The organism is Haloferax volcanii DS2 (genome assembly GCF_000025685.1).
In the GTDB taxonomy this organism is placed as follows: domain Archaea; phylum Halobacteriota; class Halobacteria; order Halobacteriales; family Haloferacaceae; genus Haloferax; species Haloferax volcanii.
In genome coordinates this window covers 1,620,704-1,644,951 of the sequence record NC_013967.1, presented here as the reverse complement: position 1 = coordinate 1,644,951, position 24,248 = coordinate 1,620,704, and the positions used below count along the sequence as shown (strand labels likewise).

Genomic DNA, 24,248 nt, shown 5'->3' with positions numbered 1-24,248 from the left:
CGGCGGGGAGCGCGGTTATTCGAGGTCGAAGCGGTCGTGGCTCATAATCTTGTGCCACGTCGCGACGAAGTCCTCGACGAACTCTGCTTCGCCGTCGTCGCCGCCGTACACTTCCGCGATGGCGCGAAGCCGGGAGTTCGAGCCGAAGACGAGGTCGAAGCGGGTGGCCTCCCACTCGACCTCGCCCGTCTCGCGGTCGCGGACTTCGTACAGGTACTGGTCGTCCGAGACCGGCTCCCACTCGTAGTCCATGTCGAGCAGGTTCTCGAAGAAGTCGTTCGTGAGCGTCTCGGGCTCGTCGGTGAGGACGCCGAGGTCGGAGTCCTGGTAGTTCGCGCCCAGCGCTCGCATGCCGCCGACGAGGACGGTCATCTCGTGCGCCGAGAGGTCGAGCAGGTCCGCCTTGTCGACGAGCAGGTCCTCGGGGCGCTCGTCGACGTCGTCCGCGATGTAGTTGCGGAAGCCGTCGGCGTCGGGCTTGAGCATCTCGAAGGACTCGACGTCGGTCTGTTCCTGCGACGCGTCGGTCCGTCCGGGCTCGAACGGCACTTCGACGTCGTAGCCGGCGTCGGCCGCCGCCTCCTCGATGGCCGCAGCGCCGCCCAGCACGATGAGGTCCGCGAGCGAGACGCGGGTGTCGTCGGACCGCGCGCCGTTGAACGACTCCTGAATCTCTTCGAGGGTGCCGAGCACGTCAGCGAGCTGGTCGGGCTCGTTGACTTCCCAGCTACGCTGGGGTTCGAGGCGGATGCGCGCGCCGTTCGCGCCACCGCGCTTGTCGCTGTCACGGTAGGTGGACGCCGAGGCCCACGCCGTCTTGACGAGCTGGGAGACAGAGAGCCCTGAATCGAGAAGCTCGGCTTTGAGCTCCGCGACGTCCTCGTCGTCGATGAGGTCGTAGTCGGCGTCCGGGATGGGGTCCTGCCACAGCATCGCTTCGTCCGGGACCTCGGGACCGTAGAGCCGGGACGGCGGGCCCATGTCGCGGTGGAGGAGTTTGTACCACGCCTTGGCGAACGACTCTTGGAACTCCTCGGGGTCCTCTCGGAACTCCTCGAGCACCGCGCGGAAGTCGGGGTCCTTCTTCAGCGCGATGTCGGTGGTGAGCATCATCGGGTCGACGAACTGGTCGGGGAGGTGCGCGTCCGGAGCCGCGTCCGGAATCTTGTCCGCCGGCGACTCGTCGGCCGGCCGCCACTGCCACGCGCCGCCGGGGCCCTTGTGCGCCTCCCACTCGTAGTCGAGCAGGTTGGCGACGTAGCCCATGTCCCACTGGGTCGGCGCGCTGGTCCACGGGCCCTCGATGCCGCTGGTGATGGTGTCGGGGCCCTTTCCGGAGCCGTGGTTGTTCTTCCAGCCGAGGCCCTGTTCCTCGATGGGAGCCGCCTCGGGCTCTGCTTCGAGGTTATCGCCGGAGTCCGCGCCGTGAACCTTCCCGAAGGTGTGGCCGCCGGCGATGAGCGCGACGGTCTCCTTGTCGTTCATCGCCATGCCGCTGAACGTCTCGCGGATGTTCTTCGCGGAGCCTTCGAGGTCGGGTTCGCCGTTGGGACCTTCGGGATTGACGTAGATGAGGCCCATGACGGTGTTGCCGAGCGGCTCTTTGAGATTACCGTCCTCGTCGAAGCGGTCGGGGGAGGTCATCTCCCACTCGTCTTCGGGACCCCAGCTGGGGGCCTTGTCGCCGACGTAGTCGTCGGCGCGACCGCCCGCGAAGCCGAACGTCTCGAAGCCCATCGATTCGAGGGCCACGTTGCCGGCGAGGACGATGAGGTCGCCCCACGAGAGCTGATTCCCGTACTTCTTCTTGACGGGCCAGAGGAGTCGGCGCGCCTTGTCGAGGTTCACGTTGTCCGGCCAACTGCTAATCGGCGGGAGACGCTGGTGTCCGCCGGACGCGCCGCCGCGGCCGTCGTGGGCGCGGTACGTCCCGGCGCTGTGCCACGCCATCCGGATAAAGAGGGGACCGTAGTGGCCGTAGTCCGCCGGCCACCAGTCCTGCGAGTCGGTCATCAGCTCTTCGAGGTCGGCTTTCACCTGCTCGTAGTCGAGCTGCTGGAACTCCTCGGCGTAGTCGAACTCCTCGCCCATCGGGTCGGTCTGTTGTGCGTTCTGGTCGAGGATTTCGAGGTCTAACTGGTTTGGCCACCAGTTATGGTCAGAGCCACTCATACACCAACGGTTACCGCTTTTGAGTGATAAAATTGACTGATTTTGAATTAACTCTTGGTTATAGCCAAAGCAATCTTTTTACTTTATGAATAATTCTCAGTCGGGGAGCTCTTGACGGGGACGTATTCGCGAATGTGTCGAAATAGTGACTGGTTGTGGACCGTCGATGAGCGACCCGCCGAGTGTTGTTTGTCTGTTGACTGGTCGAGGATGCCGGCCCGCAACCGAGCACGACGAAATGGGTAGCTCGCGCGTGTGACCCCGAGCGCGGCGCGAGCGGCGCGGAATGCCATCGGGGCGGTCCGGCAACCTACTGCCGTGGTGGACGCGGCGGCGCGACGGCGGTCGTCGCCACCGCGCCCATCGCCACGACAGGGTCGACGATAGGTATCGGAGCGTCGGCCCGCGCGTCGGGAATCGTGCCCGACGAGGAGATGCCGGTACAGCTCGGCGCGACGACGTCGCAGCCGGCGTCGACGAAGCGGTCGACCGCCGCGCGAATCGCCGCCCGGCCCTCGTCGGTCGTGAGGTAGTTCGTCGTCGCCGCGTCCTTGACGACTTCCTCGGCCGCGAGTCGGTCGCCGAGCAGGTCACGAATGGCCGACTCGGCCCCGTTTTCGAGGCCGAGCGTCCCGACGCGCTCGCCGCGGGCGGACGCGACGGCCGCCACGCTCGCGCCCGCGCCGACGACCGGGATGTCGAGCGCTTCGCCGAGCGCCTCCACGCCGGGGTCGAGCGCGCAACTGATACAGAGCGCATCGACTTCGGTCGCCATCTCGCGACCGAGCGCCTCGATGTACGGGAGCGCGTCGACCTCGGCGGCCGCGTTCGGAATCCCGTCTGGGTGGTCGGGGATACACCGCGACAGCGTCGAGACGTGCGGGTAGTGCCGCTCGACGAGTCGCCCGTGGCGGGCGACCTCCTCCGGGTCGTCCAGCGTGAGCACGCGGAGGACGCCGAGTTCGACCATCAGTCGGTACCCCCGCCGTTCCGCTCGGCGTCCGGGTCCGGGTCTGGCGAGTCCGAGTCCGAGTCCGCGTCCGCCGGCTCGTCGATGCCGCGGGCCGCGAAGAAGCCCTGCTGGCGGAGCGCGGCGAGCAGTTCGCCCTCGCGGCGATTCATGAAGCCGTTCGGCCCCCAGTAGCGTTCGAGCGTCTCCTGCCACTCGCGGCGGTCGTCGCCGTAGACGCTGTCGCCGTACATCTCGTTCATCGCGTCGTAGCGGGCGTCGAGTTGCGCCTCGGTGGGGTCGCGGTAGCCGCCTTCGTGGAGCACCGTGTCGAGCGGGACCCGCGGGGCGTTCTCGGTCGCCTCGCCGTGACGCGGGACGCCGAGACAGAGCCCGAAAATCGGCAGGACGCCCGACGGAAGGTCGGCCGTCGCGGCGACCTCGGTGAGGTTGTTCAGGATGTTACCGATAGGGCAGACGCCGTAGCCGCGGCTCTCGGCGGCCAGCATGACGCCCATCGCGGCCAGCGAGGCGTCAATCGACCCCTCCAACAGCCCCATCGCGGGCGTCATGCGGAACTCGCGGTCGCGGTGCTTCAACAGCAGTCGAATCCGGCGGACGTCGATGCAGACGAGGAGGAACTGGCTCGCCTCCTCGACCTGCACGGTGCCGCGGCTACACAGTTCGTGAATCCGCTCGCGGCGGTCGGGGTCGCGTATCCAGACGAAACGGTACATCTGGGTCGTCCCGCTGGTCGGGGCCTTCCGTCCGGCGTCGACCATCGCGCGAACCTCGTCGTCGGGAATCTCGGTGTCGGCGTCGAACTGGCGGACCGTGGCGCGGCGCGCCAACCACGGGGCGAGGTCCGGAACCTCGGCGGCGGCCGCGGCGAGTGCGGGGCGGTCCGTGCGGTCCGGGTGGTCTGCTTGCTCCGAGCGGTCTGTGCCCGCGCGGTCACCGACCGAGGGCGAAGGCGTGCGGTCGCTCACACGCGCACCTCGCCGTCGGCGACGACGACGTCGCCGTCGAGCGAGACCGTCGGTTCGAGGATGACGCCGTCGAGATGCGAGTCGCAGTCGATGGTCCCGCCGAAGCCGAGGTTGTCCCCGAAGGCGACGTGGCAGGTGCCGTACACCTTCTCGTCTTCGAGGACGGTCCCGATGATGCTCGCCGCGGGGTTCGTCCCGAGGCCGAGTTCGCACACCCGTCGGGCGCAGTCGTCGCCGCTCGTCGCGTCGAGGAACTCGTCGGCGGCCGCGCCCTCGACGGACGTGATGTGCCCCGCGTCGAGTTCGACCGTCAGTGGGTCGTCGAGGACGCCGACGCCCGCGAGGCCGCCGTCGAAGACGAGCGTGCCGGTGGCCGTCCCCTCGACCGGCGCGACGTAGCTCTCGCCGGACGGGAGGTTACCGGAGTCGCCGGGGTCGGCGATGATGCCGTCGCTCGGGATGCCGTCGCGGCCCGAAAGCGACATCGTCGCCGACGCGCCGCCGGCCTCAATACGGGCCTCGTCGGCCGCGGTGAGCTTCTCCGTGAGCGCCGCCGTCAGGCGTTCGACCTCCTCGTAGTCGGCCGTAATCGCGCCCGCGCTGAACATCTGGTCCGTGATGCCGGGCATCGTGGCGACGCGAGCGCCGGCCTCGGTCGCGGCCTCTCGCGCTCGCGTGTGGGTCAGCGACGCGCTGGTCGGACAGACCACGACATCGGCCGATTCCATGGCGCGGGCGACCGATTCCGGCGGTTCCATCCCGTTTCGCTCCATCGGCGGAATCTCGAACAGCCCGGAGTCCAAGCCGAGGTCGACCCCCGCCTCGAACAGCGCCCGGCCGATGTGGTTCGTGTCGGTATCGGTCACGACGAGGAGCGTCTCACCGGGAGCGGCGTTCATGTTCTCGGTGAGGAGCCGCGTCGCCACCTCGCGATAGTCGGCCATTCAGAGCACCTCCTCGGCGGTCTTCGCCAGCACCGACCGCCCGAGCAGGACGCCCGTACCCGTTAGCTCGCGAACGGTCGCTTTCATCTCGGGCGTGTAGCCCATGCAGTCCATCACGATGAGGTCGGCGTCGGTGCCGATGTCGGCCGCCGCGGCCAACACCTCGTCGTCGTCGGCGTACGGCGAGCCCGCGGCGGTGACGAGGTCGTAGTCGGCCCACTTCTCGAACGTCATGGCCTCCTGTTCCTCCTTGGGCATGATGACGCCGAGGGTCCCCCCGTTGAGGATGGCCGAGACCCACGCCGAAAGCAGGTCGCTCGGCTCGAAGACGGGGACGCTGACGTCGAACGACGGGAAGTGACCCGTACAGAGGACGCCGATGGCCGTCACCTCGGATTCGAGGTCGCGGAAGCGCGCTCCGAGGAGTTCGACGACCGACTCGCGGTCGACGGTGACGGGCGTCCCGTCGGCGAGTCGCGAGACGTACACCGGCTGTCCCTCGCGCGGGCCGACCGCGGCCTCGACCTCGGCCGCCGAGTCGAACCGGTCGAGCGCGCCGACCTCGACGATGTCCACCTCGGGCGGGAGCGCCGCCGCGATGTCGGGCGTCACGTCGGTCCGGGGGGCCTGCCCGATGGTCACGAGTCCGAGCGTCGACATCTCAGACGCCCTCGCCCAACGTCTGGAGGCGACCCATCGAACCGTACAGCGACGTGAGGCGGTCGTACTCGGCCTCGTCGTAGAACGACGCGCGGCCGCGGGTGAAGTCCTTGGCCGTCTCGACGACGAACCCGGTCGCGTCGAGCAGGTCGGTGAGGTAGTTTGCGCCGGTCCCGCAGCCGGGGACGGGCGAGACGCTCGTCGTCGCCACGCCCACGACGGGCGCGTCGGGACAGACGTGCGTGGCGATGCGAACGTCGCCGGCGAGCACGTCTCCGCGCTCGCGCATCTCGCCGAGGTGGAGCGCGACCGCGAGGGCGACGATAGCCCCGTCGGCGTCGGAGACCGGGCCGAGTTCGGCCGGCCGCGCGGCGACCCCGCCGAGGCGACCGACGACGCCGAGCGTCGGCGCGTCCGGGTCGCGGCCGGGGACGACCGTCTTGACGAAGTCGGTCGCTCCCTCGTCGGTCGAGATAGTCGTCACCTCGGTTTCGAGACCGTACGTTTCGAGTGCGTCGCGTACCAGTTCGCCGTCCGCGTCGGGACGGCTGAGGATGTCGTAGGCTTGCTGAATCTTGTCGAACATGAGTGTCGTTAGTTGAATACGTGTGATTTGACCGCTTTTCCGACCGCCTGTTCCACCGGGTCGAAGAGCGCGGGGTCGGCCATCCCCGCGCCCAGAGAGAGGTTCGCCGCGGGCGCGACGACGACCGCCACGGACCGCCCCTCCGCGAGTTCCGCCGTCGAGACGGGCATCCCCGTCTCGGCGTCGAGCGTCGTGATGAGGTCCGGGAACGTCGCGAGACGCTCGCCGTCGAGTTCGAGCGTCATGTACTCGTTCCAGAAGGTGAGTTCGCGCCCCTCGATTTCGACCTCGCCCACGTCGAAGCCGCCGGTCGTTTCGAGCGCGAACGACTCGACGGGAGCGACGAGCGACACCTCGCCATCGAGGACCTCAGCGACGCGTTCGGCGGCGTCGCGCCCGTCGTCGGCGAGTCTGACCGCGCGACCGACCGCCTCGGCCTGGTCGTACGTGTCGAGCGCCGCGTGCGCCTCGGCGTAGCTTGCCGAGACCGGGTTGCGGGCGACGGCGACGAGGCCGCCGGCGTCTTCGGCCGCGTGTCGCACGAGCGACGCCGCCGTGCCGAGTTCCGCTTCGACGACCGTCTCCAGTCGGCTGGCGGTGCCCGGCACGCCGCCGACCGCCGCCTGCACCGACTCGGCGTCCTGCGACAGCCCGATAGAGCCCATCGGCCCGGTCGGGTGCGCCCGCCCGTTGCAGGCGGCGTCGACGAGCGGGAGGCCCGTGACGGCCGACTGGAGCAGGCCGTTGACGGTGGCGAACCCGCCCATCTCGTTCGTCATCAGCGCGCCGACGGTCGTCCCGTCGGCCGCGAGTCTGTCCACCAACAGTTCGACCGCGCGCACGTAGTCCGCGGGGTCGACGTGGCTCTCGGTCGCGGCGGGCGCGCCCACGCCGCTGACGGTCAACACCACGTCCGTCGGGTCGAGGTCCGCGACCGAGACGATAGTCGGCCGGTCGTACTCGACGGCGAGTTCACCGAACTCGATACCTTTCGAAAGCGAGCCGCCGCCCCCGCCGCCGAGGACCGCGCCGCCGACCGCGATATCTTCGACCCAGTCGGTCGTTATCGCCCGCTCGCCGTCCGTCGGCGCGGGCTGCGCGCCGTCCGTCTGCGTGTCGTCTGTCGTCATTGGGGTGCCTCGGGGGAGTCTCCGTCGGCGGCCGTCACGCTGAGAAAGGCGTTCGGCCGCTGTCTGTCGGCGTCGCGAAGCGTCGCGGTCCCCCGCGCCCGGAGTCGCTTCATGCCCGCCGCGAGCAGGTGATACGTCTGGTCGCGGCCCATCGATTCGAACAGCCCGTCGGATTTGGCCACCGCCGTGGCGCAGACCTCGTCGTCGCGGCACGGGTGGTCGCAGGCCGAACACGCCGGCTGGGCGGCTTTGAACGCCGCCGGGTCGGACGCGCACGACCGGAGCAGGTCGTCGGTCCACGGGCGGTTCTGCCGCGCCCGCCGGAGGGCGGCGAGGCGGTCCGTGCGCTCTGCGGTCATTCCCACTCCGCGCCCTCCTCGAACCGGTCGTCGTGGAGGAAACACCGCGCGACCTGGTTCGCCCCGCGCTCGTACAGTTCGGGCTCCTCGACCGCGCAGGCGTCGAACTCGTGGGCGCAGCGCGAGCGGAAGGCACAGCCGCTCGGCTTCTCCCGCGGGTCCGGCACCTCGCCGTCGAGCGTGATTCGGTCGGGCTTCGCCAGTTCGTCCTCCTCGCTGATGGTCGAGATGGCGGAGAGGAGCGCCCGGCTGTAGGGGTGTTGCGGCGACCCGAACACCGAGTCCACGTCGCCGACCTCGACGAGCCGACCGAGGTACATGACGCCGATGCGGTCGGCGACGTTCTTCAGGAGCGAGAGGTCGTGGGTGATGAACAGGTAGGTGATGCCGAACTCCTCCTGTATCTCCTCGAGGATGTTGATGATTCGGGCCTGCACGCTCACGTCGAGGGCGCTCGTCGGCTCGTCGAGGACGACGAACTTCGGGTTGAGCGCCACGGCGCGGGCGATGCCGACGCGCTGTTTCTGGCCGCCCGAGAGCTGTCCGGGGTAGCGGTACATGAACTCCCGCGGGAGGTCCACCATGTCCAGCAGTTCCTCGACCCGTTCGAGTCGGGCCTCGGAGTCGCCGTAGTCGTGAATCTTCAGGGGGGCCTCGATAATCGACTTGACGCGGTGGCGAGGGTTGAGGCTCGACGACGGGTCTTGGTGGACGATTTGCATGTTCCGACGGAACCGCTTGAGCTCGCCGTCGGAGAGGTCGACGACGTTCTGGCCGTCGATTTCGACCCGCCCGCTCGTCGGCTCCGTCAGGCGGAGCATCGACCGGCCGGTGGTCGTCTTGCCGGAGCCGGACTCGCCGACGAGGCCGAACGTCTCGCCCTCCGCGATGGAGAAGCTCACGCCGTCGACGGCGCGGACCTCGCCCGCCTTCTTCTGGAGGATGCCCTCGAACAGCGGGAAGTGTTTCTTGAGGTTCTCGACCGTGACCATCGGGTCGTCGAGGTCGCGGTCGCGCTGTACCCCTGCGGTCGGGTCGGTCGTGTACGCTGAGTCGTTCATTGGTCCGTCCCTCCGTCGGCGGAGATATCGCCGGGCGCGTCGCCGCTCGGGGCGTCGCCACCAGCGGCCAACCACGGCGCAGTGCCGATATCGACCCGTTCTGCGGCGAGCGACTCGTGACGCTCGCGGGCCGGGAGCCCGTCGAACAGGTGGCACGCGATCGCGTGGTCGGAGCCGGTCTGTCGCGGGTACGGGTACGCCTCGTGGCAGACCGGTTCCGCGTGGGGACAGCGGTCAGCGAACCGACAGCCGGCCGGCGGGTCCGTGTAGTCGGGCAGGTGCCCTTCGATGCCGTCTCCGATGCCGGTCGAGAGCGTCGGGATGATCTCCAACAGCCCGCGGGTGTAGGGGTGCTGCGGGTTCGCGAACAGGTCGGCGGTCGGCGCTTGCTCGACGATTTCGCCCGCGTACATCACGTTGATGCGGTCGCTGACCTCGCGGGCGACGCCGAGGTCGTGGGTGATGTAGAGGACGCTCGTGTCGCGCTCCTCGACGAGTTCGTCGAGGAGGTCGAGCACCTTCGCCTCGGTCGTCACGTCGAGGGCGGTGCCCGGTTCGTCGGCGATGAGCAGGTCCGGCTCCGACAGGAGCGCGATGGCGATGAAGACGCGCTGGCGCATCCCGCCGGAGAGTTCGACCGGGTAGCTCTCGAAGACGCGCTCGGGGGCCGAGATTTCGACCTCGCCGAGCATCTCGATGGCCCGCTTCCGGTGGTCGGCTTTCGCGCCGGTGGACAGCGCGTCGCGGACGAGTTTCGACAGCGACAGGCGCGCGCCGAACAGGACGCGGCTGAAGATATCGCGACCGGTCGTGTCGGTGCCCATCAGATGCGTCGCGCTCGGCGGCTCGCTCGCCTGGTCGAAGTAGACGCCCGCGCCGGCGTGTTCGGGGAACGGCGCGATGTACGGCGCGAGGAGCGCCGCGGCGACGAGCGTCAGAATCATCGCCAGGCCGACGAGCGAGAGCTTGTTGCCCGCGAAGGTCCGAAAGCCGCGTTTGAGCTGTCGAAGCCGCTCTTTTCGGGCGGCGCTCTCGGTGTCGAGAAACGGGATGGAGGTCTTCGTGGACACGGCTATCCCTCCTCCAGCCGCACCCGCGGGTCGAGGTAGCCGTACAGCAGGTCGACCACGAAGTTGGCGGTTACGAAGCCGATACCGACCACGATGGTGACGCCGACGATGGCGTTGAAGTCCTGATAGAGGATGGCCTGCACGCCGTAGCGCGCCATCCCCGGCCACGCGAAGACGATTTCCACGAGAAACGCGTTCCCGAGGAGGAACCCGAACGCGAGGCCGACCACCGTGAGTGAACTCGTAAAGGCGTTTTGCAGCATGTACTTGTATTCGATGAGGGTGTTCGGAAGGCCGTAGGCCCGCGCAGCCAGGACGTAGTCCTTGCGCTGCTCGTCGATCATGTCCGAGCGGATGAGCCGCATCACCTGCGCCAGCGTGGCGAGGCCGAGCGCGACCGTCGGCAACAGGAGGTGCGTGGCCGCGTCGAGGAACGTCCCGAACTGGCCGGCGATGAGGCAGTCGACCAGATACAGCCCCGTGACCGCCGGCGGGGGAGCCACGCCGTCGCTGAGCCGCCCCGAGAGGGGCAACAGCCCGAGGCTGACGACGAAGACGATTTGGAGGACGATAGCGACCCAGAACCGCGGCATCGACACGCCAAACAGCGCGGTGATGCGCGAGAGGTGGTCCTGCCAGCGGTCCTTGTTGGTGCCGGCGACGACGCCGAACGGAATCGCCAGCAAGACGGCGCAAAACAGCGTGACGACGGTCAGTTCGAGCGTCGCGGGCAGGCGAGCGACGATGTCGGAAAAGACGTTGTTGTTCGTCCGCAGCGACATCCCCCAGTCGCCCTGCACGACGCCGACGAGCCAGTCGACGTACTGCATCGGCAGGGGCTGGTCGAGCCCCATCTCGGCCCGCAGCGCCTGCGACGGGAGACGGGTTCAGGCGTCTTCGTCTCCGAGTTCGGTCTGCTCTGCGATGTCGTCCAAGAGGTCGAGATTGTCGTCCATCGCCGGCGTCAGAAAGAACAGCTTACCGTACTCCTCGCCGCTGGTGGTGAGAACCTCGTTTTCCGTGAGCATCTCCAGGTGGTGCTGGACGGTCTTGTAGTTCAGGTCGAGTTCGTTCGAGAGCTGGTTCGTGTTCATCGGACGCTCGTGCAGCGCGCGGATGATTCTGAGGCGGTTTCTCCCGCCGCGAGTCCCGCCGACGAGCCACCACAGCAGCTGCCTCATCTGCGTTCCCGTCTTGCTCCGCCGGTGTTCGTGACGTGTATCTGTCGTCGTCTGCTGGAGCGCCTGCGTTCTCGTGGCGTGGTTCGTCATGTCCGTGCGACCGGCGCGGTCGTCCCGCGGCCGACCATCGAGGGCGTGTTCGTCCCGCAGTTCGTCGAGTGCGTCATCTATCGAAGCTACTCTCGGAGCGGCGGATAATGGTTCCCCGAACTCGACGCAGAGTTGCCCCCGAGAGAGGCACAAATTAGACCCAAATTCGGGGGTGACAGCGAGCGTCACGACCGCCGTCGAACGGGAGACACCGACAGAGACCGCGCCACGGGAACGAACCGCCGGGAGGCGAGACGGTTCGCAGAACGGAGCCGGACGCGGCGGCGGGCGACGCGACTCGCCGCTCCGCGGACCGCCCGAACCAATACGTTTTAGGCCTACCTAAACAATGTGTCGAGCAAGCGACGAACGGACCGCGGGACGGCGACGGCCCGCGAACCAACGCACTGAGACATCATGGTCGGCACGACACTCACCCAGATTCGGACCCACATCGAATCGCTCGCGAGCGACGACGGGACGTACGAGCTCGTCTGCGGACGGACCGGAGAGCGACCCGTTCCGGTCGACGGCTTCCGGTTCGAGGACCGCGAGACCGCCGAGGCCGCCGCACGCGCGGCGAGGAAGTATCGCTCCGCACTCCGGCGGTACGACCCGAACGTCCCGTACTACGACCTCATCGTCTCGGAGCACGACAGTCGCTCCGGCTTCGGCGGCGCGACCGCGACCGCGGAGGGCTGGGCGACCGCCGGGGCGACGCCCGGACTCCCCGAGCCACCCTGCGACCTCGGAACCGACGCGGGCGGCCGAACGGAGTGCGCGGCCGACGGAGACCGCTCCGAACGGGTCGAGTTCTGTCACCGGGTCGCGGCGGCGGTGTTCGAGGCGCTCGTGGACGCCGACCACCGGGCGGTCGAGACCGCGGTGATGGACGCGTACTTCGACCTCGCGGAGACGATGTCCAGCGCGGACGACCTCTGTCTGCGCCTGTTGGAGAGCATGGCGACCGCGCTCCACGTCCACCTCGCGTCGGCCGAACAGGCGGACGTGCTGGAGCGCGCCGCCTCGAACCTCGCGTCGCGGCCCGACGCGACGAAGACGCTGGCGGCGACGCTGGCGGAGATGGAACGGCTCGACCTCGTCGAATCGTACACCTGTTCTGCGTGGCGGTCCGGCCCGGACGCGACGACGAGGGCCGCGGAACTGACCCTCGAAGACTACGCGCTCTCGGCGCGCGAGGGGCGGCTTCCGGTGCTCCCGGTCGTCCTCGAACTCTACCGGCGGACGTCGTCGTGGAGGCCCGTCTCCCTGCACGTCACGTCAACCGAGAGCGGCTGGCACGCGACGCTGTCGGTGTCCTCCGCGTCGAGTGCGGTCGGGTTGGCGAGCGTCCCCATCCACGAACACGCCGCCGACTGACTCGTTTTTCTCTCCTCACCTCTCCTCTCGTCTCACGCCGCCGCGACGGGGGGCCGGGGGGTGGTCAGTGCGCCTCAGGCCCGGACACCGCGGAGGAACCCGGTTGCGACGCCGCCGCAGCCGAGCGAGACGAGGAGTTCGAACGTCCGCACGACGAGCACCGCCGCGGCCGCCCCCGCGGCCGGCGCGCCCGTCGTGAGGCTGAGCGCGCCCGCGAGGAGCACGTCGTAGGCGCCGAGACTCCCGGGAACGGGGACGACGCTCGCCGCCTGCGGGAGCGGGATGACGGCGACGATGGGGATAAGCGCCACCGTCGTGCCGGTGCCGGCGAGCGCGACCCAGGGCGCGAGCGACGTGAGCAGTTGCTCGAAGACGCCGCTGAGCGCGATGACGCCGAGGAGTTCCGGCGCGTCTCGGAACTGGACGACGCGCTCCCAGAAGCGTTCGACCGCGCCGGCGACGGCGTCGCGGCCGAGCGGGGTTCGGCGGGTGACGCCAGTGACGACGCGAACGACCGGCGTCAGAGCCGCGACGACGACCATCGACAGCGCGCCCCGCGCCCAGACGAGCGCCGCGCCGACGACCACCAGCGCGGCGACCGCGCCAGCGAGCGTCACGAGGACGAACCGGGACGCCGGCGCGTCGAGAAAGAGGACGCCGACGAGCGCGACCGACAGGAGGAGCTGCGCCGCGGATTTGACGTACTTGGCGACGCCGCGGACGCCGAGGGCCTCGCTGTAACTGGTCTCGGTCGCGACGCCGAAGAACTGCGCCATGATAGGCTCCGAACTCACCGGCCCGGCGGGGCTGAGCACGTCGAAGAAGTCGCCGGCGAACGCGAACTGGACGCTCGCCCGCGCCGAGAGCCCACCTCGGAGGGGCCGCACCGACGCCCAGACGCCGAGGCCGTCGACGGTCGCCTCGGCGAGCATCAGAACGCCGACGGCGGCGACGGCCCACGGGGCGACGGCCGCGACGCGCGAGCCGACTTCCTCCGGGCCGACGTACCAGAGGTACGCCGCGAGCGCTCCGATACCGAGTCCCGCGCCGACGACGAACCGAACCCCGCGTCTCACACCCGAAGCAAGCGAGGCCCGCTACAAAACCGCCGCGGCTCGCGGCCGCGATCGGTCGTCCCCGTCACGCGCTGATTCGAGGACTAAACCACGACGAGACGGCCGGTGGCCGTGGATTTATGCTCGCGAGTTCCTACTAGCCCCGATGTGGACTCCCCGTTCGAGACGCTCGGCATCGACCCGGACGCAGACGAGGACGAACTCGTCGACGCGTACCGTCGGCGGGTGAAGTCGGCCCACCCGGACCACGGCGGGTCGGCGGAGGAATTTCAGGCGGTTCGGACGGCATACGAGGCGATTCGGGGCGGCTACGAACCCGGCGACGAACTCGAACCCGTCGACACGGACGGCCGCCGACCGACCGACGAGGAGGCGACCCGAAATGGAAAGCACGACGCCGATGCCGCTCGGAACGGCCACGCCGGAAGCGGGGCCGAAACCGGCGGCGAGGGCGCTGGCGGCGACTCCGGCTCGGAGCCAGAGCCCGAACGGCGTGGGGCGCGAGTCGAGTTCCTCGATTACGACGTGGTCACCGAGCGCGGCTGGTCGCTCACCGACGACGACCTCTTCGAGAAAGCCGCCGAAAGCGGCCTCGACGGCGACGCCTACGGCGAGGTGTTCGTCGAGCCGCGGACCAACCTCCTGAAGGCCGCCGAGGACGCCGGCCACAGTTGGCCGTTCGCCTGCCGCGGCGGGGCGTGTGCGAACTGCGCGGTGGCGGTCGTCGCAGGCGAGGTGAAGATGCCCTCGAACCACATCCTCTCCGAGGAGATGCTGGACCAAGGCGTCCGGCTGTCGTGTATCAGCCTCCCGGTGACCGACGACCTGCAAGTCGTCTACAACATCGAACACCTCCCCGGCCTCGACGAGCTTCGGCTCCCCCCGCAGCACGCCCGGAAGATGAGTACGGGACGGTGACGCGAACCCCCGGTGGGATGCCTCGATGGCGACTTTTATGCGCGTCCTCCGCCGACCCCCGCTATGGCAATCGAGTCGGGAGACCGCGTCGCGCTCGCGTACGTCGGACGCTTCGAAGACGGGACCGTCTTCAACACCTCGCGGTACGAGGTGGCGGTCGAACACGGCCTGTTCGAGGCCCAGGAGAAGGACCGCGACGACTACGCCCCCCAGACGTTCGTCGTCGGCGCGGGCCAGATTATTCCGGGGCTAGACGAGGCCGTCGTCGGGATGTCGGCCGGCGAGGAAGCGACCGTGACCGTCCCGCCGGAAGACGCCTACGGCGAGTTCGACCCCGACCGAATCCGAACCTACGACGCCGAGACGTTCGAGGGGATGGTCGGTGAGACGCCCGAGGTCGGCCTGCACGTCCACGCCGAAAACGGGCTTCACGGCGACGTGACCGCCGTCCGCGACGACGAGGTCGAAGTCGACTTCAACCACGAACTCGCGGGGAAGACGCTCGTCTTCGACATCGAAATCGTCGCCGTCCAGTAGGCGCACCGGGCGGTCGGGGTAGTCGTGACGAGGCGATAGAACTGAACGGAACTGAACTGAGCGGCGAGAAAGAGCGTCGAACCGTTACAGCGAGCGCTTCGGGACGATTTCCGGGTCGGGCGAGTAGTTGACCGCGGCCTCGACGCGGAACACGTCTGCGAGGAGTTCCTCGGTGACGACCTCGCGCGGCGGCCCCCAGTCGTACAGTTCGCCGTCCTGCATGGCGACGAGGTAGTCCGCGAACCGCGCGGCCTGCGCGATGTCGTGGAGGACGACCGCGACCGTCACGTCGCGTTCCTCGTTGAGTTGGCGGACCGTCTCCAGCACGCGGAGCTGGTGGTGTAAGTCGAGGTACGTCGTCGGCTCGTCGAGGAGGAGCACGTCGGTGTCCTGTGCGAGCACCATCGCAATCCACGCGAGTTGGCTCTGGCCGCCCGAGAGGTTGCCAATCTGCTTGTCGCGGATGTGCTCGACGCCCGCGAGGTCGATGGCGCGCTCGACCGCCTCGTGGTCGTCGTCGCTGACCTGCTCGAAGAAGCTCCGGTGGGGGTACCGGCCGTGGTAGACGAGGTCCTCGACGGTGAGCGACGTGGGCGAGTCGTGCTGTTGGGAGAGCATCCCCAACTCGCGGGCGAACGCCTTGTCGTCGTACTCGCTGATGGATTTCCCGTCGAGGTAGACGCTGCCGCTGTCGGGCGAGAGCTGTTTGGCGAGCGACTTCAGAAGCGTGCTCTTGCCGGAGCCGTTCGGCCCGACGAGCGCCGTGATTTCGCCGCGCGGGATGTCGATGCGGTCGCACTCGACGACCGGCTCCTCGCTCGTCGGATACGAGAGTTCGAGGGCGTCGCCGGCGAGCGCACTCTCGCGGTCGGAGTCGCTTTCGACGCGCTCGTTTCCGCTCGTATTCGCGTCTGTTTCGCCGTGTTGTGCCATCTGTTTGGGGTTCTCTGGTTGCTGGTTCGACATCACACTTCACCGATGTTCTGCTGTTTGCGCATGAGGTAGAGGAAGTACGGCCCGCCGACGAGGCCCGTGACGACGCCGACCGGGAGCTGAATCGGGTTGAGCGCGAGGCGCGCGCCCACGTCGGCGGCGACCATCAGCGCCGGGCCGGCGAACAGACAGCCGACGACGAGGCGCTTGTAGTCGCTGCCGACCACGTTCCGCACGAGGTGCGGGACGACGAGGCCGACGAAGCCGACGATGCCGGCGACGGCGATGCTCGCCGCGGCCGCGAGGACCGCGACGCCCGAGAGGGCGAATCTGACCTTCTCGATGGACATCCCGAGCGAGCGGGCGGTCTGCTCGCCCAGAAGCAGGACGTTGAGCTGGCGGGAGCTTCCGAGCGCGAGGCCGACGGCGATGATGGACCACGGGAGGGCCATGCGGACCTGCTCCCAGTCGGTGCCGGTGAGCGACCCGGTCGTCCACGCGATAGCGGACTGGACGACGCCGATGTCGTCGACGAAGAAGAACAGCCCCGTCTGGAGGCTCTGGAAGACGGTGCCGACGATGACGCCCGCGAGGACGAGCCTGACCGGCGAGGTGCCGTTCTTCCACGCGATGAGGTAGACGAGAACGAACGCGAACATCCCGCCGAGCGCCGCCAAAAGCGGGAGGTACGCCACGAGTCCCGAGAAGACGACGAGCGTGAGGAGGATGAGCAGTCCGGCCCCCGACGAGACGCCGAGGATGAACGGACTCGCCAGTTCGTTCCGGGTGACCGCCTGGAAAATCGCGCCGGAGATTGCGAGGTTCGCGCCGACGAGAATGGCGACGAACACCCGCGGAAGCCGGATGTTCCAGACGATGAGCGTCCGGCGACCGAGTTCGGGAAGTTCGCCGCCGAGGAGGAACACCTGCCAGACCTGCGGGTCGAAGATGACCGCGGGGTCGAAGACGGCGCGCCACGCCTCGGCGATGGTCATTGAGAACGCGCCGAAGCTGACCTGCACGAGGCCGCCGGCCACGACGACGACGAGACTGGCGAGGCAAAGCGACACGAGCGAGCCGTCAATCCATCCGAACAGCCGGGTCAGCACCGACCCGGAAGACTGTTCGGTCGGCGTCGTCCCGCTCACTGCTCGACACCTCCGAGTTCGCGCCCGTCGAGGTAGTCAGCGAGCGCCTCGTCGGGAAGCGCGTCGAGGACGCGCTCGGTGCCGATGGTCTCGACGAGTCGCCGGATGCCGCGGGGCTCCGCGGCCTCGACCTCGTGGTCGGTCCGGCGGGTGTCGAACGCCCGGTCGATGTAGGACTCGCGGAGTTCCGCGAGGCGCTCGTCGTCGAGGTCGGCGTCGTCCGGGACCTCGCCGTCGAACCACTCGCGCCAGCGGTCGCGGTCGCCCCACTCGCCGTGGAACTCGGTGTCGGCTCGGAGCCAGTCGTAGTGGGCCGCAAGGTCGCCGGGGAAGCCGCGCTCGCGCCGGCGGTCCTCGATGAGACACCGAGCGACGTGACCGCCCTGTCCGACGGCGATGCCGACCTGCGCGTTCCGGTCGCCCGAGGGCGCGGCGACGTACAGTCCGTCGACGGGAGTCCGCCCGTCGTCGTCGGCGTAGTCGGAATCGAACTGCTCGTGGACCTCGCCGTGGTGGTCGTGCTCCTCGAACATCGCGTCGTCGTCGTCGAGGCCGCGGAGGTAGTCGCCGTCGTACCACGCGGCGGCGACGACGTGGTCGGCCTCGACCCGGCGACCCTCCTGCGTGCGGACGACGAAGCGCCGAGCGTCGGCGTCGAACGCGTCCGACTCGCCCTCGCTCGCGGCCGCGACTTCACTCTCGTCGCCCGGTCGCTCGACCGAGACGACCATGTCGGCGACGTAGTCCGCGCCGACCTCGGCGAGGTGTTCGTGCATGAGCGCGGTGAACGTGTCCACGCCGATGCCGGCGGGGAAGCCGAGGTAGTTTTCGAGGTACGCACACCGACGCAAGGCGGCGTTCCCCCGGTCGAACACGACGGTGTCGAGGCCGTACCGCGCGGTGAAGACGGCCGCGGCGCATCCCGAGGGACCGCCGCCGACGACGACCACGTCCGCCGAGTCGAGTTCAGTGCCTTGGTCGGTCACGGCGCAGACCGCCCCCGTGAGAACAACCCGCGAGCGACGTGGTCGAAGTCGGCTCCGTCTTCGTTCATACGTTTTAGGCGTCCCTAATACAATAAACCACTTTCGGATTTTAGGGACTCCTAAACCCACCGACACGCGAAAGCCGGTTCGAAGAGGCCTGAGACGCGGGAATCTTCGGAAACACTGTTCGAGAGAAACGATAGCCGAGCGCGGCCGGAACGCCCCCTCAGCCGAGGAGGTACCGGAGCTTCGGTCGCTGGCGGACGAACTCCGTCTCTTCGAGGTACGCGTCGAGGCCGAGGATGCGGCCCGTCGCGAGCGCGCCGACCACGAGGAACATCACGAGCCCCAGCAGGTCGCCGTTGACGAGGCCGTGGCCCCACTCGGCGTTGCCGAGGTAGAAGAACGTCATGAGGAACGCGCCCCCGGCGGCGGCGAGGCGGACCGCGGCCCCGACGACGAGCCCGAGGCCGATGAGCGTCTCGCCCAACGGGACCATGAGGTTCGTGAATTCGAGCAGCACCGGCGTCTGGCCGACCCACGCGAGGAACGCGTGGACAGGGCCGGGCGCGCCCGCGGTGCCGTTGACGAGCCAGCCGGCCGCGTTAAACGGCTCGGCGCCGAGGTACTTCGTCACCCCCGCGTGGAGGAACCAGTACCCCGTGACGAGGCGGGCGAACACGAGCACGTAGCCGGTGACGCCCTCGGCGTAGTCGAACTCCATCCGGTTCCCCAGCATCTCGATTTCGCCGGTTGCGGCCATCGTCTGTCACCTCACATGTGAAGCGTGGACCGCCGGGACGTTATAAATCCGGACCGGTTTTCGAATCCTCGGAAACTGGGAATCGGCGGCCGCCCTCAAGGGTCGCGCTCGCGCCGTTCCCGTATGGGAGAGACGGACGTTGACCGGCCGAACGGCGCGAGTGGTTCCGACGGCTTCTGGGACGCGAGTCGGTGCGTCGGGACGCCGCAGTGTCCCCCTCGGTGCCCGCGGTTCGTCAGCAAAGACGGTCGTGGCCTCGTCGTCCGCCCGTACGACGACGCCGACCGAGACGCCCTCGCTGAGATGTACCGCGACTACGACCCCGACGCCCGGTCGATGGGGCTGCCGCCGACGGACGAGGCGCACATCACCGAGTGGCTCTCGAACCTCGTCGACCGCGGCCGCAACTTCGTCGCCGTCGCCGACCGAGGTATCGTCGGCCACGCCGCGTACGTGGCGAGCGACGACCCGGAGCCGGAACTCGCGGTGTTCGTCCATCAGGACAGCCACGACCGCGGCATCGGGACCGAACTGTGTCGCCACGTCGTCGCGGACGCCGCCGACGCCGGGCGCGAGGCGCTCGTCCTCCACGTCGCTCCCGATAATCAGCGGGCCGTCCACGTCTACCGCGAACTCGGGTTCGAGACGGTCAGCTCGGACGGCGCGGACACGAAGATGCGTCTCGACCTGACGCCGCCGGTCCCGCCGGCCGCACGGCCGACGACCGGCACCGAAAGCCGAGGGTGACCGGACTCCCGGCGAACCTCACTCGGGCGCGATGACGACGCCGTCCTCGTCGGCGTGGTCCATCGACACCTCGTGTCGCGTGTGTCGGGCGTGCGTGCGGGCCCACCGGCGGGCGCTGGCCTCGGAGAGGAACTGTTCGCCGTCGGGACACTGTCGACAGCTGACGACCCACGGCGAAACGTCGTCCGGGAAGTGTCCGGTGTGGCGGCGGTGGTCGAGCGCGAACTGCTCGACCGACTGGTTTCCCAGTTGTAGCTCGTCGAGTTCGTAGGAGAGGTCCCACTCCTCGCCGCACCGCGAACACGAGACGGTGGGCGTGTCGTCTATCGGGTCCGTCGGGGAGTGCGTGCGAAAGTCGTCGTCGCTCGGTGGAGACACAGGCGGGGTTAGAACCGCGGCCTCTTGTAACCGTCTGCACCCGAAGCGAGAGACAACGGACTGATGTGTTTCGGAACCGACGCGGACGGGGGTCGCCGTCCGAGGCGCTCAGTCCGCGTTCGTCTCCCAGTCTCTGACCAGCGCGACGGCGAAGACGGTTAGCAGGGCGGCGATACCGGCGTTCCGCGCGAAGTCGCCGGTGTCGCCGGCGGCGAGTCGAACGACGCCGAGCGCGAGGAGGAGTCCGATGACGAGCGCGAACAGGACGGTCGCCCACGACCGCGCGTGCATGGTCGAGCGTAGCGGGTCGCCGGCTAAAACTGTTCAGGTCGGCGCGTCGAACCGACGCGTCGGTCGCGCCGTCCGGTCGTTCGGGTCTTCCGCTCGCGCGGACCGGCCCAACTCGTCCGGGTTCAGGCGCTCGCGTCGTAGCCCGCGTCTTCGACGGCCGCGACGAGGGCGTCGGTGTCGGCGTCGCCCTCGACGGTCGCGCGCTTCGCCTCGCGGTCGGCGGTCGCGTCTTCGACGCCATCGACGCCGGCGAGGGCGTCGGCGACGCGCTGTTCGCAGTGTTCGCAGGTCATTCCGGTGACGGTGAGCGTAGTCGACATACGGTTCGACGTAGGGGCTTCTCGATTTAGTGGATTGTCCTTTCGGGAGTTCGATCACCCCCCGATTCGACTTTCGAATCGAAAGCCGAGCGCGAGGAACACCTATGACATCGTGGTCCCTATCGGGATGCATGCGCGCGCTCGACGAAACCGACCTCCACATCCTCGAACTCCTCGCCGAAGACGCCCGTCGCCCGTTCAGCGACATCTCCGCCGAAGTCGGTCTCTCCGCGCCGGCGGTCTCCGACCGCATCGACCGTCTCCGCGAGGAGGGCATCATCCGCCGCTTCACCGTCGACCTCGACCAGTCGACGCTCTCGGGCGGGACGCCCGTCCTCGTCAGACTCTCCGTCCGCCCGGAGTTCGTCGACGAGGTCCGCGACGCCCTCCGCGCGGCCGACCCGGTCCAACACCTGTTCGTCGCAGCGGACGGGGAGGTGACCACCCACGCCCGACTCGACGGGGGGTCCGTCCGCGCCCAGTTAGACGAACTGGTCGACCTCTCGCGGGTCCGCGACTACGAGGTGAGCCTCGTGGAGTCCGCGGAGTGGTCGCCGACGGTCAACGGAACCGGCTTCGCCCTCGAATGCGCCGAGTGCGGCAACACGGTGACCAGCGAGGGCGAGAGCGCCCGCATCGGCGGGTCGCTCTACCATTTCTGCTGTTCGTCCTGCCTCGGTCGGTTCGAAGACCGATACGACCGCCTCGAAGCCGGCGCGAACGACGACTGACCGGGCGGGCGGCGGTCGGGTGACGCTGGCGGCGACTGAGTGTCGGAATCGGCGCTTTCGAATCCAAAGTTCCGCCCCGCTCTGACGTTCGGTTCTGAAGGGGCAACCGAGGTAAGCGAGGGGCACGTACGTCTAGGTGAGATGAGTAGCCGAACGGCCCATTTAGACATCCGCGGGATGAGTTGCGCGAACTGCTCGCGCACCGTCGGCGAGGCGTTGGAGGCGCTCGACGGCGTGACGAGCGCCAGCGTCAACTTCGCCACCGACGAGGGGTCCGTGGAGTACGACCCCGAGGAGGTATCGCTCGGCGAGATATACGACGCCATCGAGGACGCTGGCTACGAGGCGCTCTCGGAGACCCGAACCATCGGCATCACCGGGATGAGCTGTGCGAACTGCGCCGACGCCAACCAAAAGTCGTTGGAGTCGGTCCCGGGCGTCGTCGACGCCGAGGTCAACTTCGCCACCGACGAGGCGCACGTCACCTACAACCCCGCCGACGCGAGCCTCGACGACATGTACCGGGCGGTCGAAGACGCCGGCTACACGCCCGTCCGCGAAGACGACGGCGACGACGAGGGTGACGCAGAAGACGCCCGCGACGCCGCTCGCAACGAGGAGATTCGCCGGCAGAAGCGCCTGACGCTGTTCGGCGCGGCGCTGTCGCTCCCGCTCCTCGCGATGCTCGCGGTCGAACTGTTCGGCGGCGGCCTTCCCGAGACGATTCCCGGCACGGGCGTCCCCGTCGGCTGGGTCGGCTTCGCGTTCGCCACGCCGGTACAGGTCTACCTCGGCCGCGAGTTCTACGAGAACTCCTACACGGCGCTCGTCCGGAACCGCACCGCCAACATGGACGTGCTCATCGCCATGGGGTCTTCGACGGCGTACCTCTACTCCGTCGCCGTCCTCGTCGGCCTCCTCGCCGGCAGCCTCTACTTCGACACCGCCGCGCTCATCTTGGTGTTCATCACGCTCGGGAACTATCTCGAAGCCCGCTCGAAGGGACAGGCGTCGGAGGCGCTCCGAACGCTCCTCGAACTCGAAGCCGACACCGCGACGCTCGTCGACGACGACGGGACCGAACGCGAAGTCCCCCTCGACGAGGTCGAAGTCGGCGACCGCATGAAGGTCCGCCCCGGCGAGAAGATTCCGACCGACGGCGTCGTCGTCGACGGCGACTCCGCGGTCGACGAGTCCATGGTCACGGGCGAGTCCGTCCCCGTCTCGAAGGCCGACGGCGACGAGGTCGTCGGTTCGACGGTGAACCAAAACGGCGTCCTCGTGGTCGAATCGACCAAGGTCGGCTCCGAGACCGCAATCCAGCAGATAGTCTCGCTCGTCAAGGAAGCGCAGGGCCGCCAGCCCGAGATTCAGAACCTCGCGGACCGTATCTCGGCGTACTTCGTGCCCGCGGTCATCGCCAACGCCCTCCTGTGGGGCGTCGTCTGGTTCCTCTTCCCCGAGGCGCTCGCGGGCTTCATCCGGTCGCTCCCGCTGTGGGGGCTCGTCGCTGGCGGCCCCGTCGCCGCCGGCGGCGCGGTCTCGACGTTCGAGTTCGCCGTCGTCGTCTTCGCGTCGGCCGTGCTCATCGCCTGCCCCTGCGCGCTCGGCCTCGCGACCCCGGCCGCGACGATGGTCGGGACGGCAATCGGCGCGCAAAACGGCGTCCTGTTCAAGGGCGGCGACGTGCTCGAACGCGTCAAAGACGTGGAGACCGTCGTCTTCGACAAGACCGGCACGCTCACCAAAGGCGAGATGACGCTGACCGACGTGGTCGCCGTCGGCCCCGCCGCCGACGGCTCCGGCGTCGTCACCGCCGACGACGAGACGCTCGACGAAGACGCCGTGCTCCGGTACGCCGCCTCGGCCGAGCGCAACAGCGAACACCCGCTTGCCCGCGCCATCGTCGCCGGCGCGGCAGACCGCGGCCTCGACCTCGCGGAGCCGGACGACTTCGAGAACGTCCCCGGCCACGGGATTCGCGCGACCGTCGACGGGAAACCCGTCCTCGTCGGCAACCGCAAACTCCTCTCGGACGCGGGCGTCGACCCCGCGCCGGCCGAGGACGCGCTCCGCGACCTCGAAGGAGAGGGCAAGACCGCGATGCTCGTCGCGGTCGACGGCGACCTCGCGGGCGTCGTCGCCGACGCGGACGAAATCAAGGAGTCGGCCGCCGAGGCCGTCGCCGCGCTCCGCGACCGCGGCGCGACCGTCCACATGATTACCGGCGACAACGAGCGGACCGCCCGCGCCGTCGCCGAGCAGGTCGGCATCGACCCCGACAACGTCAGCGCCGGCGTCCTCCCCGAGGACAAGGCCGACGCCGTCGAGTCCCTGCAAGCCGACGGCACGAGAGTCATGATGGTCGGTGACGGCGTCAACGACGCGCCCGCGCTCGCCGCCGCGTACGTCGGCACGGCGCTCGGCTCCGGCACCGACGTGGCTATCGAGGCCGCCAACGTGACGCTCATGCGCGACGACCCGCTCGACGTGGTGAAAGCCATCCGCATCTCCGCGGGGACGCTCGCCAAAATCAAGCAGAACCTGTTCTGGGCGCTCGGCTACAACACCGCGATGATTCCGCTCGCGTCGCTCGGCCTCCTCCAGCCGGTGTTCGCCGCGGGCGCGATGGCGCTGTCGTCGGTGTCCGTCCTCACGAACAGCCTCCTGTTCCGGAGCTACACGCCGGACCACGACTACCGCTTCCTCGACTTCCTGCGGCGGTAGGACAGGGCTCGTTCGACGCGTGCGAGTCCCAACACCGTCCGCCTCGCCCCACAGTTCCGAACCGTTCCGCCGCCTCATTCCGTACCTCCGGTTCGCCGTCTGACTTTTCCCCTCGCGCATCG

At 68.8% G+C, this 24,248-nt stretch carries 26 protein-coding genes; 6 read left to right on the top strand and 20 right to left on the bottom strand.

Annotated features, from left to right (window positions below; genetic code table 11):
• Nucleotides 1-15: 15 nt before the first annotated feature.
• The 12 genes from katG to HVO_RS13195 all read right to left on the bottom strand — a co-directional run bounded on the left by katG (nt 16) and on the right by HVO_RS13195 (nt 11,101).
• Entirely contained in the window at nt 16-2,172 is a 2,157-nt protein-coding gene (gene katG, locus HVO_RS13250) for a catalase/peroxidase HPI (RefSeq protein ID WP_004041659.1), read from the bottom strand.
• A 310-nt stretch (nt 2,173-2,482) separates the two neighbouring features.
• Nucleotides 2,483-3,142, bottom strand: coding sequence for an aspartate/glutamate racemase family protein (locus tag HVO_RS13245; RefSeq protein ID WP_004041658.1), 660 nt, complete (start codon nt 3,140-3,142; stop codon nt 2,483-2,485).
• Nucleotides 3,142-4,110, bottom strand: coding sequence for a nitroreductase family protein (locus HVO_RS13240; RefSeq protein WP_004041657.1), 969 nt, complete (start codon nt 4,108-4,110; stop codon nt 3,142-3,144). The genes HVO_RS13245 and HVO_RS13240 overlap by 1 nt, the downstream gene beginning before the upstream one ends.
• Nucleotides 4,107-5,054: an aminopeptidase gene (locus tag HVO_RS13235; protein ID WP_004041656.1), complete on the bottom strand. Its 948-nt coding sequence runs from the start codon at nt 5,052-5,054 to the stop codon at nt 4,107-4,109. The genes HVO_RS13240 and HVO_RS13235 overlap by 4 nt, the downstream gene beginning before the upstream one ends.
• A complete protein-coding gene (locus HVO_RS13230; RefSeq protein WP_004041655.1) occupies nt 5,055-5,714 on the bottom strand; it encodes an AroM family protein in 660 nt (219 codons plus the stop codon).
• 1 nt (nt 5,715) lies between these two features.
• A complete protein-coding gene (locus HVO_RS13225) occupies nt 5,716-6,300 on the bottom strand; it encodes a DUF1177 family protein (protein ID WP_004041654.1) in 585 nt (194 codons plus the stop codon).
• Nucleotides 6,301-6,308: 8 nt separating this feature from the next.
• Nucleotides 6,309-7,430, bottom strand: coding sequence for an S-methyl thiohydantoin desulfurase domain-containing protein (locus HVO_RS13220; protein WP_004041653.1), 1,122 nt, complete (start codon nt 7,428-7,430; stop codon nt 6,309-6,311).
• A complete protein-coding gene (locus HVO_RS13215; RefSeq protein WP_004041652.1) occupies nt 7,427-7,789 on the bottom strand; it encodes a hypothetical protein in 363 nt (120 codons plus the stop codon). Before HVO_RS13215 ends, HVO_RS13220 begins: the two co-directional genes overlap by 4 nt.
• A complete protein-coding gene (locus HVO_RS13210) occupies nt 7,786-8,850 on the bottom strand; it encodes an ABC transporter ATP-binding protein (RefSeq protein WP_004041651.1) in 1,065 nt (354 codons plus the stop codon). Before HVO_RS13210 ends, HVO_RS13215 begins: the two co-directional genes overlap by 4 nt.
• Nucleotides 8,847-9,920, bottom strand: a complete 1,074-nt coding sequence (locus tag HVO_RS13205; RefSeq protein ID WP_004041650.1) for an oligopeptide/dipeptide ABC transporter ATP-binding protein — start codon at nt 9,918-9,920, stop codon at nt 8,847-8,849. The genes HVO_RS13210 and HVO_RS13205 overlap by 4 nt, the downstream gene beginning before the upstream one ends.
• 2 nt (nt 9,921-9,922) lie before the next feature.
• Entirely contained in the window at nt 9,923-10,786 is an 864-nt protein-coding gene (locus tag HVO_RS13200; RefSeq protein WP_256736966.1) for an ABC transporter permease, read from the bottom strand.
• Between the two features lie 21 nt (nt 10,787-10,807).
• Nucleotides 10,808-11,101 (bottom strand): ArsR/SmtB family transcription factor, encoded by a 294-nt coding sequence (locus HVO_RS13195; protein ID WP_013035243.1) that lies wholly within the window; start codon nt 11,099-11,101, stop codon nt 10,808-10,810.
• 507 nt (nt 11,102-11,608) lie between these two features.
• On the opposite strand from HVO_RS13195, the gene HVO_RS13190 reads away from it, so the two are divergent.
• Nucleotides 11,609-12,571, top strand: coding sequence for a DUF7551 domain-containing protein (locus tag HVO_RS13190; protein WP_013035551.1), 963 nt, complete (start codon nt 11,609-11,611; stop codon nt 12,569-12,571).
• 74 nt (nt 12,572-12,645) lie between these two features.
• On the opposite strand, the gene HVO_RS13185 is transcribed toward HVO_RS13190, so the two are convergent.
• Nucleotides 12,646-13,647: a lysylphosphatidylglycerol synthase domain-containing protein gene (locus HVO_RS13185; RefSeq protein ID WP_004041646.1), complete on the bottom strand. Its 1,002-nt coding sequence runs from the start codon at nt 13,645-13,647 to the stop codon at nt 12,646-12,648.
• 147 nt (nt 13,648-13,794) lie between these two features.
• Here HVO_RS13185 and fer point away from each other — a divergent pair, with 147 nt between their 5' ends.
• Nucleotides 13,795-14,565 (top strand): ferredoxin Fer, encoded by a 771-nt coding sequence (gene fer, locus HVO_RS13180; protein WP_004041645.1) that lies wholly within the window; start codon nt 13,795-13,797, stop codon nt 14,563-14,565.
• Nucleotides 14,566-14,628: 63 nt separating this feature from the next.
• On the top strand, nt 14,629-15,102 hold the full coding sequence (locus HVO_RS13175) for an FKBP-type peptidyl-prolyl cis-trans isomerase (RefSeq protein ID WP_004041644.1): 474 nt from the start codon (nt 14,629-14,631) through the stop codon (nt 15,100-15,102).
• Between the two features lie 84 nt (nt 15,103-15,186).
• On the opposite strand, the gene HVO_RS13170 is transcribed toward HVO_RS13175, so the two are convergent.
• The 4 genes from HVO_RS13170 to HVO_RS13155 all read right to left on the bottom strand — a co-directional run bounded on the left by HVO_RS13170 (nt 15,187) and on the right by HVO_RS13155 (nt 18,932).
• On the bottom strand, nt 15,187-16,068 hold the full coding sequence (locus tag HVO_RS13170) for an ABC transporter ATP-binding protein (protein ID WP_004041643.1): 882 nt from the start codon (nt 16,066-16,068) through the stop codon (nt 15,187-15,189).
• Nucleotides 16,068-17,183: a FecCD family ABC transporter permease gene (locus HVO_RS13165; protein ID WP_004041642.1), complete on the bottom strand. Its 1,116-nt coding sequence runs from the start codon at nt 17,181-17,183 to the stop codon at nt 16,068-16,070. The genes HVO_RS13170 and HVO_RS13165 overlap by 1 nt, the downstream gene beginning before the upstream one ends.
• Nucleotides 17,180-18,169, bottom strand: coding sequence for an FAD-dependent oxidoreductase (locus tag HVO_RS13160; protein ID WP_004041641.1), 990 nt, complete (start codon nt 18,167-18,169; stop codon nt 17,180-17,182). The genes HVO_RS13165 and HVO_RS13160 overlap by 4 nt, the downstream gene beginning before the upstream one ends.
• Nucleotides 18,170-18,395: 226 nt before the next feature.
• A complete protein-coding gene (locus tag HVO_RS13155) occupies nt 18,396-18,932 on the bottom strand; it encodes a DoxX family membrane protein (RefSeq protein WP_004041640.1) in 537 nt (178 codons plus the stop codon).
• A 123-nt stretch (nt 18,933-19,055) separates the two neighbouring features.
• Between HVO_RS13155 and HVO_RS13150 the strand changes: the two genes are divergently transcribed.
• Nucleotides 19,056-19,679: a GNAT family N-acetyltransferase gene (locus HVO_RS13150; protein WP_004041639.1), complete on the top strand. Its 624-nt coding sequence runs from the start codon at nt 19,056-19,058 to the stop codon at nt 19,677-19,679.
• Nucleotides 19,680-19,697: 18 nt separating this feature from the next.
• On the opposite strand, the gene HVO_RS13145 is transcribed toward HVO_RS13150, so the two are convergent.
• From HVO_RS13145 to HVO_RS13135, 3 genes are all read right to left on the bottom strand, one after another.
• On the bottom strand, nt 19,698-20,057 hold the full coding sequence (locus HVO_RS13145) for a hypothetical protein (RefSeq protein WP_004041638.1): 360 nt from the start codon (nt 20,055-20,057) through the stop codon (nt 19,698-19,700).
• A gap of 108 nt (nt 20,058-20,165) precedes the next feature.
• Nucleotides 20,166-20,348 (bottom strand): hypothetical protein, encoded by a 183-nt coding sequence (locus HVO_RS13140; protein ID WP_004041637.1) that lies wholly within the window; start codon nt 20,346-20,348, stop codon nt 20,166-20,168.
• 122 nt (nt 20,349-20,470) lie between these two features.
• Nucleotides 20,471-20,668 carry a CopZ family metallochaperone gene (locus HVO_RS13135; protein WP_004041636.1) on the bottom strand — a complete coding sequence of 66 codons (198 nt, stop codon included), beginning with the start codon at nt 20,666-20,668 and terminating at the stop codon, nt 20,471-20,473.
• A 131-nt stretch (nt 20,669-20,799) separates the two neighbouring features.
• Here HVO_RS13135 and HVO_RS13130 point away from each other — a divergent pair, with 131 nt between their 5' ends.
• Both HVO_RS13130 and HVO_RS13125 read left to right on the top strand, forming a co-directional pair.
• Nucleotides 20,800-21,399: an AsnC family transcriptional regulator gene (locus HVO_RS13130; RefSeq protein ID WP_004041635.1), complete on the top strand. Its 600-nt coding sequence runs from the start codon at nt 20,800-20,802 to the stop codon at nt 21,397-21,399.
• A gap of 141 nt (nt 21,400-21,540) precedes the next feature.
• Nucleotides 21,541-24,126 (top strand): heavy metal translocating P-type ATPase, encoded by a 2,586-nt coding sequence (locus HVO_RS13125; protein WP_004041634.1) that lies wholly within the window; start codon nt 21,541-21,543, stop codon nt 24,124-24,126.
• Nucleotides 24,127-24,248: the final 122 nt, after the last annotated feature.

Bases quoted from the DNA above. Each gene is read 5' to 3' on its own strand.
- katG (WP_004041659.1), bottom strand. From the start codon at position 2,172: ATGAGTGGCTCTGACCATAACTGGTGGCCAAACCAGTTAGACCTCGAA.
- HVO_RS13245 (WP_004041658.1), bottom strand. From the start codon at position 3,142: ATGGTCGAACTCGGCGTCCTCCGCGTGCTCACGCTGGACGACCCGGAG.
- HVO_RS13235 (WP_004041656.1), bottom strand. From the start codon at position 5,054: ATGGCCGACTATCGCGAGGTGGCGACGCGGCTCCTCACCGAGAACATG.
- HVO_RS13230 (WP_004041655.1), bottom strand. From the start codon at position 5,714: ATGTCGACGCTCGGACTCGTGACCATCGGGCAGGCCCCCCGGACCGAC.
- HVO_RS13225 (WP_004041654.1), bottom strand. From the start codon at position 6,300: ATGTTCGACAAGATTCAGCAAGCCTACGACATCCTCAGCCGTCCCGAC.
- HVO_RS13220 (WP_004041653.1), bottom strand. From the start codon at position 7,430: ATGACGACAGACGACACGCAGACGGACGGCGCGCAGCCCGCGCCGACG.
- HVO_RS13215 (WP_004041652.1), bottom strand. From the start codon at position 7,789: ATGACCGCAGAGCGCACGGACCGCCTCGCCGCCCTCCGGCGGGCGCGG.
- HVO_RS13210 (WP_004041651.1), bottom strand. From the start codon at position 8,850: ATGAACGACTCAGCGTACACGACCGACCCGACCGCAGGGGTACAGCGC.
- HVO_RS13195 (WP_013035243.1), bottom strand. From the start codon at position 11,101: ATGAGGCAGCTGCTGTGGTGGCTCGTCGGCGGGACTCGCGGCGGGAGA.
- HVO_RS13190 (WP_013035551.1), top strand. From the start codon at position 11,609: ATGGTCGGCACGACACTCACCCAGATTCGGACCCACATCGAATCGCTC.
- HVO_RS13175 (WP_004041644.1), top strand. From the start codon at position 14,629: ATGGCAATCGAGTCGGGAGACCGCGTCGCGCTCGCGTACGTCGGACGC.
- HVO_RS13170 (WP_004041643.1), bottom strand. From the start codon at position 16,068: ATGTCGAACCAGCAACCAGAGAACCCCAAACAGATGGCACAACACGGC.
- HVO_RS13155 (WP_004041640.1), bottom strand. From the start codon at position 18,932: ATGGCCGCAACCGGCGAAATCGAGATGCTGGGGAACCGGATGGAGTTC.
- HVO_RS13150 (WP_004041639.1), top strand. From the start codon at position 19,056: ATGGGAGAGACGGACGTTGACCGGCCGAACGGCGCGAGTGGTTCCGAC.
- HVO_RS13140 (WP_004041637.1), bottom strand. From the start codon at position 20,348: ATGCACGCGCGGTCGTGGGCGACCGTCCTGTTCGCGCTCGTCATCGGA.
- HVO_RS13135 (WP_004041636.1), bottom strand. From the start codon at position 20,668: ATGTCGACTACGCTCACCGTCACCGGAATGACCTGCGAACACTGCGAA.
- HVO_RS13130 (WP_004041635.1), top strand. From the start codon at position 20,800: ATGCGCGCGCTCGACGAAACCGACCTCCACATCCTCGAACTCCTCGCC.
- HVO_RS13125 (WP_004041634.1), top strand. From the start codon at position 21,541: ATGAGTAGCCGAACGGCCCATTTAGACATCCGCGGGATGAGTTGCGCG.